At 65.7% G+C, this 16,795-nt stretch carries 16 protein-coding genes and 1 pseudogene; 9 read left to right on the forward strand and 8 right to left on the reverse strand.

From position 1 onward, the window contains the following. Nucleotides 1-10 precede the first annotated feature (10 nt). From KME78_RS40230 to KME78_RS40240, 3 genes are all read right to left on the reverse strand, one after another. A complete protein-coding gene (locus KME78_RS40230; protein WP_219534747.1) occupies nt 11-388 on the reverse strand; it encodes a VOC family protein in 378 nt (125 codons plus the stop codon). Nucleotides 389-481: 93 nt separating this feature from the next. Further along, nucleotides 482-1,072, reverse strand: coding sequence for a hypothetical protein (locus KME78_RS40235; protein ID WP_219534748.1), 591 nt, complete (start codon nt 1,070-1,072; stop codon nt 482-484). Nucleotides 1,073-1,122: 50 nt separating this feature from the next. Further along, nucleotides 1,123-2,787, reverse strand: coding sequence for a sugar transferase (locus tag KME78_RS40240; RefSeq protein WP_219534749.1), 1,665 nt, complete (start codon nt 2,785-2,787; stop codon nt 1,123-1,125). A 490-nt stretch (nt 2,788-3,277) separates the two neighbouring features. Between KME78_RS40240 and KME78_RS40245 the strand changes: the two genes are divergently transcribed. Continuing rightward, nucleotides 3,278-4,747: a sialidase family protein gene (locus KME78_RS40245; RefSeq protein ID WP_219534750.1), complete on the forward strand. Its 1,470-nt coding sequence runs from the start codon at nt 3,278-3,280 to the stop codon at nt 4,745-4,747. Between the two features lie 382 nt (nt 4,748-5,129). Next, nucleotides 5,130-5,933, forward strand: coding sequence for a hypothetical protein (locus KME78_RS40250; RefSeq protein ID WP_219534751.1), 804 nt, complete (start codon nt 5,130-5,132; stop codon nt 5,931-5,933). An 80-nt stretch (nt 5,934-6,013) separates the two neighbouring features. Here the strand turns inward: KME78_RS40250 and KME78_RS40255 are convergent, their stop codons facing one another. Next, nucleotides 6,014-6,370: a hypothetical protein gene (locus tag KME78_RS40255; RefSeq protein WP_219534752.1), complete on the reverse strand. Its 357-nt coding sequence runs from the start codon at nt 6,368-6,370 to the stop codon at nt 6,014-6,016. Nucleotides 6,371-6,597: 227 nt separating this feature from the next. Between KME78_RS40255 and KME78_RS40260 the strand changes: the two genes are divergently transcribed. After that, nucleotides 6,598-6,999: a hypothetical protein gene (locus KME78_RS40260; protein ID WP_219534753.1), complete on the forward strand. Its 402-nt coding sequence runs from the start codon at nt 6,598-6,600 to the stop codon at nt 6,997-6,999. Between the two features lie 150 nt (nt 7,000-7,149). Here the strand turns inward: KME78_RS40260 and KME78_RS40265 are convergent, their stop codons facing one another. After that, nucleotides 7,150-7,638 (reverse strand): ATP-binding protein, encoded by a 489-nt coding sequence (locus KME78_RS40265; RefSeq protein WP_219534754.1) that lies wholly within the window; start codon nt 7,636-7,638, stop codon nt 7,150-7,152. Between the two features lie 210 nt (nt 7,639-7,848). Here KME78_RS40265 and KME78_RS40270 point away from each other — a divergent pair, with 210 nt between their 5' ends. Beyond that, nucleotides 7,849-9,573, forward strand: coding sequence for an FAD-dependent oxidoreductase (locus tag KME78_RS40270; RefSeq protein ID WP_219534755.1), 1,725 nt, complete (start codon nt 7,849-7,851; stop codon nt 9,571-9,573). 11 nt (nt 9,574-9,584) lie between these two features. Here the strand turns inward: KME78_RS40270 and KME78_RS40275 are convergent. Further along, nucleotides 9,585-10,283, reverse strand: a pseudogene (locus tag KME78_RS40275) (ETEC_3214 domain-containing protein); the annotation flags it as partial. 407 nt (nt 10,284-10,690) lie between these two features. Between KME78_RS40275 and KME78_RS40280 the strand changes: the two are divergent. Then, entirely contained in the window at nt 10,691-11,170 is a 480-nt protein-coding gene (locus KME78_RS40280; RefSeq protein WP_219534757.1) for a peptidoglycan-binding domain-containing protein, read from the forward strand. A 71-nt stretch (nt 11,171-11,241) separates the two neighbouring features. Here the strand turns inward: KME78_RS40280 and KME78_RS40285 are convergent, their stop codons facing one another. Further along, nucleotides 11,242-11,940 (reverse strand): DUF4386 domain-containing protein, encoded by a 699-nt coding sequence (locus KME78_RS40285; RefSeq protein ID WP_219534758.1) that lies wholly within the window; start codon nt 11,938-11,940, stop codon nt 11,242-11,244. Nucleotides 11,941-12,075: 135 nt separating this feature from the next. Here KME78_RS40285 and KME78_RS40290 point away from each other — a divergent pair, with 135 nt between their 5' ends. Next, complete coding sequence (locus KME78_RS40290) at nt 12,076-12,729, forward strand: TetR/AcrR family transcriptional regulator (protein WP_308127310.1); 654 nt, start codon at nt 12,076-12,078, stop codon at nt 12,727-12,729. A gap of 6 nt (nt 12,730-12,735) precedes the next feature. On the opposite strand, the gene KME78_RS40295 is transcribed toward KME78_RS40290, so the two are convergent. After that, nucleotides 12,736-13,170, reverse strand: a complete 435-nt coding sequence (locus KME78_RS40295) for an SRPBCC family protein (protein WP_219534760.1) — start codon at nt 13,168-13,170, stop codon at nt 12,736-12,738. A 136-nt stretch (nt 13,171-13,306) separates the two neighbouring features. Between KME78_RS40295 and KME78_RS40300 the strand changes: the two genes are divergently transcribed. From KME78_RS40300 to KME78_RS40310, 3 genes are all read left to right on the forward strand, one after another. Continuing rightward, nucleotides 13,307-14,275 carry a DUF1838 family protein gene (locus tag KME78_RS40300; protein ID WP_246652911.1) on the forward strand — a complete coding sequence of 323 codons (969 nt, stop codon included), beginning with the start codon at nt 13,307-13,309 and terminating at the stop codon, nt 14,273-14,275. Nucleotides 14,276-14,314: 39 nt separating this feature from the next. Beyond that, nucleotides 14,315-14,854, forward strand: coding sequence for a hypothetical protein (locus KME78_RS40305; protein WP_219534762.1), 540 nt, complete (start codon nt 14,315-14,317; stop codon nt 14,852-14,854). Between the two features lie 367 nt (nt 14,855-15,221). Continuing rightward, entirely contained in the window at nt 15,222-16,766 is a 1,545-nt protein-coding gene (locus KME78_RS40310) for an alpha-L-arabinofuranosidase B (RefSeq protein ID WP_219534763.1), read from the forward strand. Nucleotides 16,767-16,795: the final 29 nt, after the last annotated feature.

The following is a 16,795-nucleotide window of genomic DNA, read 5'->3' on the forward strand; positions in this document are numbered from 1 at the left end:
GGGCGGCCAGTCATCGGCGGCGCTGCTGGCGGAGCGAGATCCGGTTGCCGTCCGGATCCACCGCCTCGATGCGGACGCCGAACGGGTAGTCCTCCGGTTCGGGCTGATCGAAGGTCACGCCTCGCCGGCGAAGCACCTCGAAGTCCTTCCTCAGGTCGTCCGACTCGAGGAAGAGCGGACCGGGGTCGCCGCTCGGCCGCTCCCCGAGCGGCTGCCCCGACCAGAGGACGATCTCGACCGGACTGCCGGCGACGCCCACGGTGAGGAAGCGGGATTCCGGTCCCGGGTAGTCGATTCGCTTCTCCAGGCCGAGCCCTTCAGTGTAGAACTCCAGCGCGCGGTCCTGGTCGGTGACATAGACCGTCACATACATGATGTTCGTCAGCATCCTGGTCTCCCATCCATTCGTTGGTCCGACGACCGCGGGCGTACGCGGTCGTCGCCTGTATGACGGGAGCCGGCGCCCGAAGGTAACCGGCGGCTACCGGCGCGCGAGGCGGTCCTGAATCAGTCGCCGGCGTTCCGCTGGAAGCTGGTGAGCGTCCATCGCCCGCTGTAAAAGAGCGGAGTCGAATCCGTGCTTGCCCATGTGGCCGAGGAGAGGTTCGTAGCGATCAGGCCGCTCTCGCAGGAGCTCTGTGGCCAGCCGTAGCTCCAGGCGAATCACCGGGACACGATGAGAGCCACATGTGATCAGGACGTAGTGCTCCCACGGGCCGCGGCCAACGCATTCCATCACGTCGGAGTCGGTTTCCGTCTCGACGGTGCTGACCTCCACATCGACCCCGTTCACCTCGTACCTGGTGAAGTACTGCGAACTTTCGGGGATCCAGGACGCGGGATAAAGGCATGGAAACGAGGAGAGGGCGGCGGCGAACGTGTCGACGTCCTCTCGTCGAGCTACCAGAATGTCAATGTCGCCGGCAGGGAGGTGGACACCCTGCAGAAGCGCGGCGCTTGTGCCGCCCACGCGGTATGCCGAGTCGGCGCCTGCGGCTCTCAGGGCGGTGAGTGTCATGTCCAACGTCGTAGTTACGTCCACCAGCTGCAGAGATGGTTCGCGGTTGCCCATGGAGGTCAGCGTACCGATCACGGAAGGGCGCAAGTCAGGAAAGATCGAGACTAGGAAATGCGCTTCCAGTAAGCGGAAATGGACTCCCAAAGGATCTTCCGGTCCGAGGCCAGGCTCGCGCTCTGGTCATGCCAGATGCCCTGGTGCCCTCGTTGAACGTCGTACGCATTTGTCTTCGGCGTGAGATTGAGCTCGAGGATCTTGTTGGCGAACCGACCGAACAGCCCAGGCTTTCCGGCCTGATCCTTTTCATTCCAGACCGGGCCCAGGGTGGGGCCGAGGGCATTTATTGTTTTCTGCCGGTCGACCTCAAATATCGGTCGGTCGTTCACGACTGACATGTTGCTCTTGTAGAGCACGTTGTAACCCAGTTGGACGAACTCGTCGAGACTGGTCTTCGCCCAACCTTTGCCGACCCACGTGCGCCGCTGATCCGATGAGCCGGCGCTGCTGTCCTTGCCGTCGGTCGTCCTCATCGTACGGCCCTTGGCCATGTCGAACTCATGGCCGAACTGGCCGGTCCGTTTCTGCAGGAAGAAGGGATTCCTTCTGTCCTCGGCGAACTTCGCGAGCGCGAAGGCGAAGACCGCGGGAGCGGTGATCGTGAGCATCCCCAAGGCCCACTTGACGTCATGCCACCGCTTGGCCGGACTCTGTTTCCAGGCTCTGCCCCGCAGACTCCGGTAGCCCGGGACGGGCCAGGTTCGGGCGGCGATCGCCGCGCCGGTGCTGAGAACGGCCATGCCGAATCCCATTTCAGCGGCGTGCTTCCCATTCCAGCCGGCGCCGGCGGCCCATCCCGCGGTCGCCAGCGCGGTGGTGCTCACCGCCCCGCCGACCAGGATCCGGGAGAATGCCCGCTCCCAGGTGGCCGACTCCATGGCCTCGGCCAGGCCGGTGAGCGCGGGTCCGCCTCGGCGCAGCAGCGCCGGCAGCGCGGCGTGCGCACCGGCCATCAGCCCGCCGGCGAGCGCTCCGTGCACCGTACTCCGGAGCAGCCCCGCCGCATCGATGGTGCCGGTGGCGAACAACTGATCGATCGAGCTCAGCCCGCCGGAGTACATCGCGCCCAGCGCGGCCTGACGGATGATCAGCAGGATGATCCGCAGCGCCAGGCCCTCCGCTCGGAGCAGCTTTTTCACCACGGCGTCGAGCAAGGGGCCGAGCCGGGGGGCCAGTAGCTTCGCGAGGATCATCAATGCCAGCACGAACGCTGCGCATGCGACGAATCGCCACCTGGCCTTGACGATCGCGTCATAGGCGATCTGGCCGCAGCCGGCGAGATGCTCGCACCGCCGCCGCAGGTACGCCAGCTGCCCCTTCTCGCCGTGCACCAACCGCGCGGCCTGTCCGAACGCGGCCGTGGCCGGCCCGCCCCCGGCTCCGGCCGCCCGCCTGGACTGACCGGCGATCTGCTCCTGAACATCGCCGATCACGCGTCCCAGCGCCGTCGCGGCATCCCGCAACCGCGCCACACCGTCGAGATCGCCATCCGGCCACGCGGCCCCGACCCCTACGGACTCGAGGAACCAGAGCGCCTGGCTCACGATGGCGGGCGGTGGCGTGGTCGTCGGCAGGCCGCACGAACCCTGCGCGGGCTTGTACTCCTCCGGATCCGTCAGCCATGCCGGGCACGACCGCGCGCTCGGGATCCCGGCGTTCGCCCCCTCGGCTGTGGCATACGTGCCCCCGGTGACAACCAGCCCGGCCGCCATCCCGCGCAGCAGATTCACCGCCACGACCAGGTCTTTCAGCAGGTCATCACGTATTCGGGCGAACCCCGGCAGGCCCGCCTCAGGGTCGCCCTCGAACAGCGCCCGGCCCAGGTCGTCCTGACCGAAGGGTTGTTCATCCATCGCCCGGCAGAACGCGTCCACGCCCCGGGCCGCGTCCTCAGCGGCCTCCCAGACGCCTCTCCCCGCGCTGATCCAGATCTCCGGGGTGAACCGCAACACCCATGCAGGGGCCAGATGGTTGGGGACGATGTCTCCTCAACGCCGTGATCTCCAGCAAACGCTTTCAGACTCTAACGGATCATCTACGCCGATGGAATGTGTGGTGGTGGGCTTGGCGATCATTCGGCAGACGAAACTGATCTTGCGCCGGTAATCTTCGCTGCGTCGTTCGCCGGACGCCTGGGAGATGCCACTTTCTCCCGGTGAGCCGGTGACGTCTTCATCAACACAACGAAGATGAGGAAAGCTCGTGATCCGACGCTTCAGGGCTCTGTTACCCGCATCGGCCATCCTGCTGGCCTGCACCGTCGCGCAGCCCGCTGCCGCGGACGATGCCGCGACCGGCGGGCCCGCCGTCGTACGGCCGCTCTCGGGCACCAGCTCGCTGCCCGCAGGCTGCGGACTCCCCCCGGCCGACGGCTACACCCTGAACCCCAACACCGAAGTCCTGCCCACCCTGGCGCGGGACCCGAACCGTCCGCAGCACCTCGTCACGGTGTACCAGCAGGATCGCTGGAACCGCTACGGCAGCAACGGCGCGGTCACCGCCGTCTCGGACGACTACGGCCTGACCTGGCAGCGGTCCACGAACCTGCCCGCCTTCTCCAAGTGCAACGGCGGCACGAGTGCCAACGGCGGGGACTACGCCGTCACGACGGACAACTGGGTCACGGTCACGCCATCGGGCGCCGCGATCGCCGCGTCGTTGTCGATGTCCCGCGCCGGCGACGTGACCGCCATCCTGGTGGCCCGCTCCGGCGACGGCGGCCGGACCTGGGACGCGCCGACCACTCTGCAGCGGGACGACAACCCGCAGTTCTTCAACGACCGCCCGACGGTGACCGCGGACCCGTACCACCCGGGCGTGGTCTACGCGGTGTGGGACCGCATCGACGACCAGTCGACCAGCACCACGCCGAACTGGGTGCAGCCGATCTACCTGGCCAAGTCCACCGACGACGGACGTACCTGGACCACCAGCAAGGTGTACGACGTGCCCACCAACGAGGGCGCCATCGGCACCCAACTGGTGCCGCTCCCGGACGGGACGCTGCTGATCGGCACGCACTACGAGACGATCACCGACGGCTCCACCCGGGTCATCCGCTCGACCGACGGCGGCAAGACCTGGTCGGCGCCGACGCTGAACGTCCCGGCCCCGCTCGCGGTGGGCCCCCGCATCCCGGACCCGGACAACTCGGGTGACCCGGTACGCAACGCCTCCCTGCCGCTGCTGTCCGCCCAACCGGGCACCCAGGTGGTCAACGCCACCTGGCAGAGCCAGGAGGCCGACGGCACCTTCCACGTGGCCTACTCGCGCTCGGCGGACGGCGGGCAGACGTGGTCCGCCCCGATCCGTCTGGACAAGACGCCCACCGGTTCCGCCGCCGTACCGGTCGTCGCCGCGTCCAAGACGGGCACCGTGGCGGTCACGTACTACGACTTCCGGAACAACACGCCCGACCCGGCCACCCTGCCCACCGACCTGTGGGCCGTGACCTGCTCGAGCAACTGCACGAAGCCGGGGGCGTGGCGCGAGCAGCACATCGAAGGGCCGTTCGACACGCGGAAGGTCCCGTTGACGAGCGTGGGACGCCTGCTCGGTGACTACACCGGCCTCGTCTCGACGGTCGGCAACGCCTTCACGGCCGCGTACGGCGTCTCCACCGGCGATGCCGCCAACCCGGTGGACGTGCACAGCGCGATCTTCTCCGGCTGAGCAGCCGTACGTCTGACGGCGGGGTCCGGTCCGGGTGGACCGGGCCCCGTCGTTAGGACGCGACTGTCGCGCGGTGGCGTCCGCGCAGGCGTACCAGCCCGGTCGTCGAAGCCGCAGCGCCCGCAGTTCAGCGCCCGTCGAACTGCTGACCTGGCCGTTCGATTTCAACATCACCCGCACCGATCCCGTCGAGGCAGCGAAGCTGGAGTCCGGTTACGGCGCGGGTGGGACGTCCTTCCTGCGCGGGGACACGCCCGGGCAGCGGCCCGTACTGTATGCCGCCTCCGAAGGAGAGGCGGGACTGATCGGCCGCGGTCCAGCTGATCGTGAGGGTCCATCTTGCCGTGATGAGATGGAGATCATCATCTGTGATCATCCGCGCATGAAACGCCTGAGCGTAGTACTGGTGGTAGCCAGCCTGCTGAGCGTCGCGATTCCCGGCGGCGCCGTGCACGCGACTCCCGAATCGAAGTCTCTCGACTCCGTCGTAAAAGCGATCAAGAAGCAGTTCGCGAAGAAGAGCAGTGTGCGCTTCTCCGTCAAGCGACGCGGCGGGCCTCCGGCCACCTGGGACATCAAGGCGTCCGGTGCGTACCGCTTCAGGGCTTCAGGCGTGTACGCCGCCGACACCACGACGATCTCCCAGGAGCCAGAGGGGACAGGCCGGTCCCGGGAAATCAGCATCGGCCGGGAGTTCTACTCTCAGGACTACGTGCGTTCCAAGGACGGCAAGTACACCTGGAAGTCGCCGTCGACGCTCGGGAAATGGTCCTACGGGCGGAACCTGGCCGGGGTCATCTGGGGAGAGGACCTGATCAACGGGATCAACCCGGGCTTCCTCAAGCTGGTCGCCTCCCACGGTGTGACCAGCACCGACGGCGGAACTTTCGAGGGAGTGAAGACGACCCTCCACAGCGGCACGGTGACGGTTCCCAAGCTGGATGAGAGGCAGGCCGGGATGTACTTCGAGACCCGGGAGGAGGAGTTCGCGTATGGCGGGCCGATCACCTGGAAACTCTGGGTGGGCCCGGACAACCTGCCGCGACGCTTCCACGCCATCATGAAGTTCACCCGGCCGGCGGGCGGTAAGGCCGACACCATGACCATGAGCATCATCTACCGAGGATGGGGAAAACCCGTCAAGATTACGGCTCCGCCCAAGCACCTCATCACCGACGACTGGTGATCGACGATCTGTCGGCCAACACCCTCGTCTTGCTTGGGACGTTGTCCGCTCAGCGCGCTGGCTCTAGGCCCTCTTTGGGATCAACGTTCGCTCTGCGGAGAGTCGTCGTGGGCGCGGATCGCGATAGTGCTGACGGTGCCGTTGCCCCAGACGGTGGTGTTCATCATCGTCCGCCCGTCCAGGGACGCAACCGTGAACTCCGGCACAAAGCGTGTGGTGAACAGCCCTGCCATCCCGCTTCGCAGCATGTCTACTTCGCTCGCGACGAAATCCCAGCCATCGAGGAGGCGTACCTGAACCCACGCGAGGTCATCGTCCCCATCATCTGTTTCGTAGTATCTCGCGTAGCAGGCTGAGAGCAGGAACTCGCGGTCATCGTTGATGAGCCCGTATTCGGTTGCCATCCGGAACCAGCTCGCATTGACCTTGTCAGGCATGTCCGTGTCATCGACATTGGCTATCTCATCCGGGCGGGAATCGTACCGGCCGTGCTCAGGGCCAGCACTCGCGGGTCCGTATCCCGGTGGCAACGGAGGCAACTGTACTTCCTCTTGGTTCCTCCGCGATATGAAGTGGGGACGGCGTGGCAGCCGTACGGGAAGACTATGGCGAAGGTGACGGGAATGGGCCGTGTGATCTCATGAGGCGAGGTCTGTGGATCTCCATGACGGCTGTGTTCGCGCCGATTGCCACGGTGTTCATCTTGGTCATGACGCCTGTATGGCGGGACAACGCCCGTCTCGAAGCCCTATACAAGCGCGTCCTCGCCTATCCTCTTCCACCACGTACCGGAGACGTTTTCCCGGTGGATCGTGACGTGACCTTCGGGAAGAATCTGGCCAAGGGAAGCGGAGCCTACTGCGACTATCGCGTCAGGATCACGCTGCAAACTGCGCTGACGCCGCAGGAGATCCATCGCCACTATGGCAACGCATCGATCAGGGGTGCCGAGGAAAAGGCGATGATCTCTCTGTTTTTCGAAGACGAGGGACCTGCCGGCGGACGCCGAGTCATTGTCGAGGTGTACGACTCCCATGACTGGGACTGGGACTGGCGCTGTATGTAGAGCGAAACGGAGCCGGGTGGTTTCGTGGTTTGCCACCGTCGAAGACCGCTACGAACACGTGGTCACCGCCGCCTGGAACTGCTCGACTGAACCTGACGCGGCCCTGCCCGCAGGCTCGCGCGGGCCGCCGCTCGGGCCGGTACCGAGCGATCAGCATCGACTGGATCGCAGCGAGGCAAGCCCCTCAAGCTGCCGGACGACCTGCTCTATCGGAGCGGACGTGTCGATCTCCATGGTCGCGGTGGCTCGCAGCAGCGGCTCGACAACACGAAGGTTCTCCAGGATGGCTGCTCGTTCTTCCGGCCGCTTGCCATACGGATTGTTGGTCCGCGTCATGACCCGGGCCAACAGCATCTCAGCGGGCGCGCTCAGCAGCACGACGTGGTCGAACTGCGGGTAGAACTTCCCCTGATTGCTCTTACAGCCGGCCACGAACAAGCCGCCCTCCTCGTGCCCGGTGAGCAGGTCGGTCATGGCCTCTTCGCGCCACACCCAGTCCGACGACCCGTCTGACAGCGTGACCTCGTGGCTCCACCGGCCGTAGTCCGTATCCACAGTCCGGTGTCCCCGTGAGTCCAAGATTCGAAGAGCGGTCGATTTGCCAGTCCCCGACATTCCCGTGATCAATACCTTGGACATGGCATCACCCTAACGAGCTCGACAGGGGTTGCTTCCGCCCCTCCTGTACGGTGATGAGACAGTCGACCAGCAGCGCGCCGCCGTCACCGCTGATCAGGGTCGAGGTGGAAGGCGCGGCTCTTCCGGCAGTCGGTGCAGCCAGATTGCCGCCCACTTTCGCGAACACACCAGCATGAACACGTCACCTGACCTGTCCGCTAGGGGGTTCTGATGGACACGGATCCAGCTGAAGCTTCTGCGGAGCCGCGTCTGGTCTCGCTGGTGGGGCGCTCTCCCGTCCTGGACGCGGCCCAACTCGGCGTGCTGCGCGGCTATGGCAGCGAACGTGACGTGGCCGCCGGTGACGTGCTGTTCGCCGATGGCGACGAGACCTACGACCTGATCGTGCTGCTCGCGGGCACAGCCGACATCGTGGAGGGGTACGGCAGGCCAGGGGCGGCCGTCGTCGCCGGCTACGGTCCGTCGGAGTTCCTCGGCGAGATCGGGATGCTCACCGGGCAGCGTGCCTTCCTCAGCGCCGTCGCCACGTCCGCGGGGCGGGTTCTCGCCGTGCCGGTGGCGCAACTGCGCCGGATCATGGCGCAGGAGCCGGGCCTCAGCGACCTCTTCCTGCGAACCTTCCTGCTCCGTCACTCCATCCTGATGAGCCGCAGCACAGGCCTGACCCTGATCGGATCGCGCTTCGATCGTGACACGCGGCGGCTGCTGGAGGTGCTGGCGCGCAACCGCCTGGTCTGGAACTGGCTGGATCTGGAGGAGTCGCCCGAGGCCGAGCAGATCCTGCAGGGGCTGGACGTTCCGATCGCCGATCTTCCGATCATCATCGTCCCTGGCGGGCCGGTGTTGAGGAATCCCGGCAGCCGCGCGCTCCTGGACGCCCTGGCCATCTCGGGGCACGCCGGTGCGTATCCGCCGGGTGTGTGTGACCTGCTCGTCGTGGGGGCGGGCCCAGGCGGGCTCGCGGCCTCGGTCGCCGGCGCGTCCGAGGGCATGGCGACCACCCTGGCGGAAGACACCGCGCTCGGCGGCCAGGCGGGGACCTCGTCACGTATCGAGAACTACCTCGGTTTTCCCGCGGGCTTGTCCGGGGAAGAGCTCGCGGCCCGGGGGACGCTGCAGGCGCAGAAGTTCGGCGTACGCATCAAGCTGGCCGCGAAAGCCACCTCATTGTCGTTCCAGGATGGTGTTCACCAGGTCGCCTTCGATGATGGCGAAGCCATCCAGGCCAAGTCGGTGATCATCGCAACGGGCGCACGGTACAACAGGCTTCCCCTGGACCGCCTGGCGGAGTTCGAGGGCGTCGGGGTCTACTACGCGGCGACCCAGACGGAGGCCCAGGCCTGCGGCACCGGGCCGGTCGCGATAGTCGGCGGCGGGAACTCCGCGGGGCAGGCCGCTCTTTTCCTCAGCCGCTCATGCGCCGAGGTGTACGTGATCATCCGTCACGATGCGCTCGACACCTCGATGTCGCGGTATCTGGTGGACCGGATCGAGCGCAACCCGCGCATCGTCGTCCGGCCTTCCACCCATGTCACCGCCCTGATCGGGACGGACCAACTCGAGGCGGTAAGGCTCCGCCGCGAAGGCCGGCAGGAAGCGGACGAGCTTGCTGTGGCCGGGCTGTTCATCTTCATCGGCGCGAAGCCGGGAACCGGCTGGCTGGCCGGCCAGTTGGCCGAGGACAGGCACGGCTTCCTCCTGACCGGCAGCGACATCCCCGCCGACCGGCTGGAGCACGGGGGCCGGACACCACTGTTCCTGGAGACGAGCAGGCCCGGCATATTCGCCGTCGGCGACGTGCGCAGTGGCTCCGTCAAGCGCGTCGCGGCCGCCATCGGTGAGGGCTCGGTGGCCGTCCGCCTCGCCTTCGAACGCCTCCAGTCGGCAGGTCAGGCCGACCTCATCGGCCCGGCCGCTCCCCAGCCGACAAGCTGAATCGCTTTCGGCTACGCCGACGTCCACGGAACGAGATCTTGGCCGGGGTAACTTCGGACAATGATCCGATCCACCCCCAGCTGTTGAGGGTAAAGCTCCTTGATGCCACGTCCATCGGTGAAGATATCGACGGCGTTGGGCGCTGTTTCCATGTACGTGTTGACAGCGGATATTGCGAGAAGTTTCCTCATCTCCGGGCCGATGCTCTTGTTCTTGGCGAACTTCCGCCCTTCTTCGGAGGCGTTCCAGGTGAGCCATCTGCCTCCTACGCCTTTGCCGTCCTTGCTCGAAAACCATTGGCAAGCGTCATTCAACCCCCAAGCATGCGTTTTGTAGTTCGACGGATTTCCTTGATAGATGGCCTGGTAGATGTAGCTGTTCGCTGTCGCGCCGGAGAGGAAGGCTGTCGTATCTGCGGCACTGTTCACCGGTACATCCGCGAACGTAGTCTTGTTGAGCGTTATAGGACTCGATGGATTCATGTTGGGCCTGAACGTCGGCTGGAACTGGCGATTGCAGGACGTTACAGAATACGCGAGCACCACGTCTGAGTCATCTGAGAGAACGTCGACCCAGTATTCGCGCCCAGGAAATACGCTCTCGATCAGTTTGCGGCCCGCATTGCCGATCTTGGCGCGGTAGAGCGGGTCTCCGAGGGTCGACTTGAATTTTTCCATACTGAAACCCGCCTGCAGGCCGGCCAGCTTGCGGTACTCGCCTTCTCGCCAATGAAATGTGCGCGTATACCAGCGAACTTTTCACCGTAATTCGGGCGCAAGGCTTCTTCTGTAACTACTGCCCCAGCGACCGGATGTCGGGCATGAACAGGTATGCACTTCCCCTGGTGATCGCCGGTGCCGGTGCTGCGCCATGACGGGGCTCCGGCCCTGGTTCACCCCGCCACCGGACCCGCGTTTCGAGCTCTTCAGCAGCGTCAACAAGTCGTATCGACACATTCCAGAACGGGTTAAATCATCAGCGTCCGCAGAGTACCGCCGAGGGTGCTGGGTATCCACCTGCCGTTAACGCGGATTAGGGCGGCGAATTATGGGCCATGACCCTGCCCAGAAAGCTGGACGAACGCCGCCCTTGCCGACGACTCGACGGAGGACGACTCGTGACCGTTACGCCGACTTTGCAGGCACCGCCATTTCCCGGCATCATCAAGAAACCGCAGCAGGGCGAAGCCGTAAAGAAATGGCAGCAGCGGATGCAGGACCGCGGCTGGCATATCAAAGTAGACGGGATCTATGGGGCAGAGAGCGAGCGTCTCTGCAAGAACTTCCAGGCCGAGAAGCACCTTCAGGTCACCGGCATCGTCGACGAGACGACGTGGGACAAGACGTGGACGGCCCCTAGCGCGGTGGCTCCGCCGTTCCCCGGTCGCGTCCTCAAGCACCCGCCGATCATGAACGGCGAGGATGTACGGCAGTGGCAGGAAGAGATCAGCATGCGCGGCTGGCCCATCACGGTCGACGGGAGCTACGGGCCGCGGAGCGAAGAGATCTGCCGCCAATTCCAGAAAGAGCATGCTCTCGTGGTCGACGGCATGGTCGGGCGGAACACCTGGACCAATACCTGGGTAGAGACGATCTGAATTAGATTTACCCCGGCCAGAGCGGCCCTTCACCGGTGAAAAGCGGTGAGCGGCCGCTCTCGTCATTTTCTTCAGGCGGCGTCCGTCGGTACGGGCTGCGCCGTTTTCGCGTGGTCGGTCGCCGGCCGGGCGGGAAATCCCTTCACGATGAGCAGGATCCCCAGGGCCACCTCGAAGAGACCGCCGGGGATCGACGTCGTCAGTGCGATCTTGTAGCCGAGGAGTTCGGCGATCGTGCCGGCCATGAAGAGCGCGTACCCGCCCAGCCCCCACACCGCCAGGAAGGCGGGCACCAGCCGCTCGCGCAGCATCGCGCGGCAGAACACCATCATGGCGGCGCAGACCGCGAGCATCCCGAAGTGGAAGGCGTAGTAGTTCCCCTGCTCGGCGACCCGTGCCAGCGCGGGGAAGACCGAGGCGTGGCCGCTGGCCGCGTACTCCTGCGCGAGCGGTATCAGCAGCAGCAGGAAGAGGATCCCGACGGCCAGCACCACCACCTCGATGGTCCTGATCGTCAGGTAGGCGGTGGCGGCGAACGGGCGGCGCGTCCGCAGCAGGTTGAAGATCAATAAGCCGTTGACGATGTCGAAGACGGAGTTGGCCAGCATCAGCAGGGCTCCCGCCGACAGCGCCGTCTTGGCGGCGAGAACGCCGGACAGCACGTCGGCGCTGTCCGAGGCGGCATCGACCAGCGCGCCGCCCGCGAGGTAGACGACGAACGCGAGCAGGTAGCAGGCCCCCACGATCCGGCCGACGGTATGCGCTGACATGGTAGTTCCCTCCTGTGGACGCTTTCGTACTTAGTACTTTTGTACTTAGTACGGGAAGATAACGTACTAAGTACAAAAGTGCTAGAGTCTCGAAGCGAGATGTCAGAGCCGAAGAGTAAGAGAGCCGCGCCACGTGTGCCGCTCACCCGGGAGCGGGTGCTGCGGGCAGCCATCGACGTCGCCGACGCGGGCGGGATCGGCTCGCTGACGATCCGCTCGCTCACCCAGGCGCTCGGCGTCAAGCCGATGGCGGTCTACTATCACGTCGCCAACAAGGAGGAGATCCTCGACGGCATCGTCGACCTCGTCGCCAGTGAGATCGAGCTGCCGTCTCCCGACGGTGACTGGCGCGCGGAGATGCGACGGCGGGCCGATTCGACCCGGCGCGTGCTCAGAGGCCATCCTTGGGCCATCGGCCTGCTCGAGTCGCGAGCCACCCCCGGCCCATCGACGCTGCGGCACCTTGACGCGACCATCGCCACGCTGCGCTCGGCCGGCTTCTCGGTGCCACTGACCGCGCACGCGCAGACCCTGCTCGACAGCTACACGTACGGCTTCGCGCTGCAGGAGGCCTCGTTGCCCTTCAAAGGCCCGGACTCAGCGGCCGAGGTGACCGAGCCCATCATGGAGCAGTTCGCCGACGGCGCTTATCCACACCTCGTGGAGATGGCGACCGAGCACGTCCTCCTGCCCGGTTACGACTTCGGTGACGAGTTCGAGTACGGCCTCAACGTGATCCTCGACGCCCTCGCGCGATCGCTCCCCGGTGACGGTGGCCACCATCCATGAGGGCGGTCATGACAACCGTTCTGCCAGGATCCGAGCGCGGGCGAGCTGGACATTGCGCGCCTGGCCGGCGGCGAAGCCGACCAGGAGCCACGGGGCCGTCAGGTCGAGCCGGTCGCTCACCCGGGTGCCGGTGCCGTCCGGCTCAAGGTCGAAGCGGTAGGCCAGGCGAATGCGGGCCGGGCTCCGCACCTCGCCGTAAAGGGACAGCTCGTCGGTGTGGAGCGCCACTTTGATCGGGTTGTCGTACGTGAAGATCGAGAGGAAGCGGAAGCGCTCGACGGCGGTGTAGCGGATCACACCCGGCTCCGAGCGGTCCACATCGCTGACGGCGACCACGAGCGGGGACAGGCCGATGTAGCTCTCCGGAGCCGTGAGGTGCTCGAACACCTTCTCCGGGGCGGCGCCCACATGGAATTCGTGGGTCAGCACGCTGTTCGACACCCGGCCTCCCGCACCTGCGCTCCTCGCCGAGGATGGGCAAGGCCTGGTTGAGGCCGGGGCTCGGCAACTGAAATGATCAGAGTAGTCCCCATTGCCCCTCTGTATCGCAGGAGCCCTCTTGTTCAAGCGTCGTGGTTTGACCTTGTCCGCAGCCCTCGCCGCGCTGTTGGTGTGTGTCGCCGTTCCCGGCGCGGCGGCGGGTGACCAGCAGGATGATCCGACAGATCCGGGGCCGGTCTACAAGACGGTGACGGACAAGAGCGGGCTGCTGTCCTTGCAGACCAATGGGCGGCCGGACGGGCGGGACATGGTCTTCCGGATTTCGGGAGCGGTTTACGCCAACATCGAGGGCAACGCTTACGACCCGCAGTTGCGCCATGGCCAGAAACTGTTCAACGTCGAGGGCTACAACATCCGGCGGCTGTATCGGGTGCCCGGCACCACGCAGCTCTACCAGCTCTCCCGCGAGATCGTGTTCTACACCGACCCCGCCGACCCCACGAAGATCCTGCGGGAATGGAAGAACCCGATCGACCTCCGGACCTACCCGGTCGTTCCCATCAACAACGACGCGGTGAACTTCGGTCCGTTCAACGTCACCTCCTCCTACGTCGGCCCGCCCCTGCGGCAGATGTACGACGAGACGGAGTGGACCAGCGACATCCCGGTTCGCACGGATCTCAAGCTCGCGTTGGGCGAGTCGTTCGGCCTGGTGAAGGGCGTCTACGCGGCGCAGGAGATGTTCGACTTCTACGTCGACGCCCGCGAGGTCGAGGCCCGCACGAACGCGGGCACCATCCCCAACGGCGCGATGAAGACCAAGATCAGCTGGTCCAGGACGAGCCCGTGGGCGCCGTTCATGTGCCTGCCGGAGACCGACGTCCGCGGGCAGCTCACCTACCACGCCCGCAGCTGGTCGCTGCCGTCCTACCTCGACATCGAGCCGTGGCTGCGGGCGGAGGTCGAGGCCTCCTACCCGCTCTTCAAGGCCGCTCCCACCGCTCCCGGCCCGAGCGAGAACTCCTGGACCTCCTTCTACAACAAGCAGTTGGGCAAGGGTGCCACCACGTGGACCGACTGGTGCGCCGCCAATGGAAAGGCCTGACTTTCGAACTTCTCCGACATTCCTCGCATCAGACTGGTCATGAACTCACCAGCTGAGCACAAGAGCAGCCGCCGACTCCGTACCTGGGCGGGGACCGTCGTCATCGCGACCTCGCTGGCGCCGTTCCTCGTCATGGGCACCGCCACCGCGGACGCCAAGGGGTTCGACTGGGGGCCCGTGGTGGAGCGGGCGCTGCACTGTCTCAAGCCGCGGCCGAGCGACACCTGGTACGTCATACGCGCCCGCGTCGCCGCCGTAGGCGACCTCACGGGTGACGGAAAGCCCGAGACCGTGGTCGTGTCGTCATGCCCGAGCCCTACGTCTGGCAACCCGGTGATCTCCTTCGTCTACGACGGCGCCGCCAAGCGCTCGGCCCCTCACCTGCTCGGCGCGCTGGGCAAGAACCGCTACTTCAAGTCCCAGACCGTCGCCATCCGGAAGGGCCAGGTGCACCTGCGCGGCAAGGTGGTCAGCGACCGGGCCGCCAATTGCTGCCCCGATCTGATGGTGAGCCAGACGTACAAGTGGAACGGCACGAAGTTCCTCAGGACGGCTGAGAAACTGACCCGCATCTCCTGATCGTCGGCTCGGCGCATGAAATCTCTCAGCGTTCGTTGCACGAAGCGGGACAGGTTTCTCTGACGCTTCTTTCGAACGTGGTCGCGAAAATGTCCGTGGCTGTGGCCGCTAGCTCCTGGATCGCCTGAGCATGGACGCGAGCCTTTCGGCCGCGGCATTTTCCTGACTCCACTGAAACCTTGACGCAACATACGCTTCCGTTTCATAGTGAGCCAGTCACTCCAGGGCGCATCTTCGGAGGCCATATAGAACCGAAAAATGTTAGCGCTAACATAAGCAACTTCCTTTCCGTCCCTGCCGTGATGTCGCAGGTCGGCGGGGCATCTCCCGGCATCGCGGCGCCCCCCTGAAAGGCAGTGGTTTCATCATGCTCAAAAAGGCACTGTTATCCGCGGGTGCGGCCGTCGCGCTCGTCGCCGGCCTGCTGGTCGGCATCACCACGCCCTCGCAGGCCGCGACGTCGCTCGCGTGCGACATCTACGCCGCCGGCGGCACCCCGTGCGTGGCGGCGCACAGTACGACCCGCGCCTTGTACGCCGCCTACAACGGCCCGCTCTACCAGGTGCGCCGCTCCTCGGACAACACCACCCGGGACATCGGCCTGCTGAGCGCGGGCGGATATGCCAACGCCGCCACGCAGGATTCGTTCTGTGCGAATACGACCTGCCTCATCACCATCATTTACGACCAGTCTGGACGCAATAACCGCCTCACCCAGGCGCCCCCCGGCGGGTTCTCCGGCCCGGCCCCGGGTGGATATGACAACCTCGCGGTCGCGACCGCGGCGCCGACCATGATCAATGGCCACAAGGCGTACGGCGTCTACGTGGCGCCCGGCACCGGCTACCGCAACAACAGCACCAACGGCGTCGCGAAGGGCGACCAGCCCGAGGGAATGTACGCGGTCTTCGACGGCACGCACTACAACGGCGGCTGCTGCTTCGACTACGGCAACGCCGAGACGAACAGCCGGGACAACGGCAACGGCACCATGGAGGCCATCTACTTCGGGAACATCAAGGTCTGGGGCTATGGCACGGGCAACGGCCCCTGGGTCATGGCCGACCTCGAGAACGGCCTGTTCTCCGGAGTGAACCCGGGCTACAACGCCAACGACCCGACCGTGAACCATCGGTATCTGACCGCCATCATCAAGGGCGAGCCGAACCACTGGGCGATCCGGGCCGGCAACGCGCAGTCGGGCAGCCTGTCGACCTACTACAACGGACCGCGCCCCAACGTCTCGGGCTACAACCCGATGAAGAAGGAGGGCGCCATCATCCTCGGGATCGGCGGCGACAACAGCAACGGTTCCGCCGGTACCTTCTACGAAGGCGTGATGACCTCCGGCTATCCGTCGGACGCCACCGAGAACGCGGTGCAGGCCGACATCGTGGCCGCCGGATACACGACGTCGAGTGGTGGCGGCGGCACGCCCGGAACGCTCACCCCCGGCTCGTCGATCTCGCTACGCGCGACGACGTCCTGCTGCACGACCCGCTACATCCGTCACCAGAACGACCAGGTCATCACCTCGGTGATCACGTCGTCCAGCTCGTCTCTCGACAAGAGCGACGCCTCGTGGATCGTCCGCAGCGGCCTGGCCGGCAGCTCGTGCCTGTCGTTCGAGTCGAGGAACTACCCCGGCGACTACCTGCGGCACCAGAACTACCAGTTGTACCGGCAGCACAACGACGGCAGTACGCTGTTCGCCGCCGACGCCACCTTCTGCCCGCAGGCGGGCAAGAGCGGCCAGGGCACCTCGCTGGCCTCCTACAACTTCCCGACCCGGTTCATCCGCCACTACAACAACATCGTCTACATCGCCAGCAACGGCGGCTCGAACTCCTTCGACAGCGCGACCTCGTGGGCCGCCGACGTGAGCTGGTCCGTCGACCAGCCATGGGCATGATCAAGCACCTAGATACGGGCGCAGCCGTA

This window comes from Nonomuraea guangzhouensis, from assembly GCF_019396345.1.
GTDB classification, from domain to species: domain Bacteria; phylum Actinomycetota; class Actinomycetes; order Streptosporangiales; family Streptosporangiaceae; genus Nonomuraea; species Nonomuraea guangzhouensis.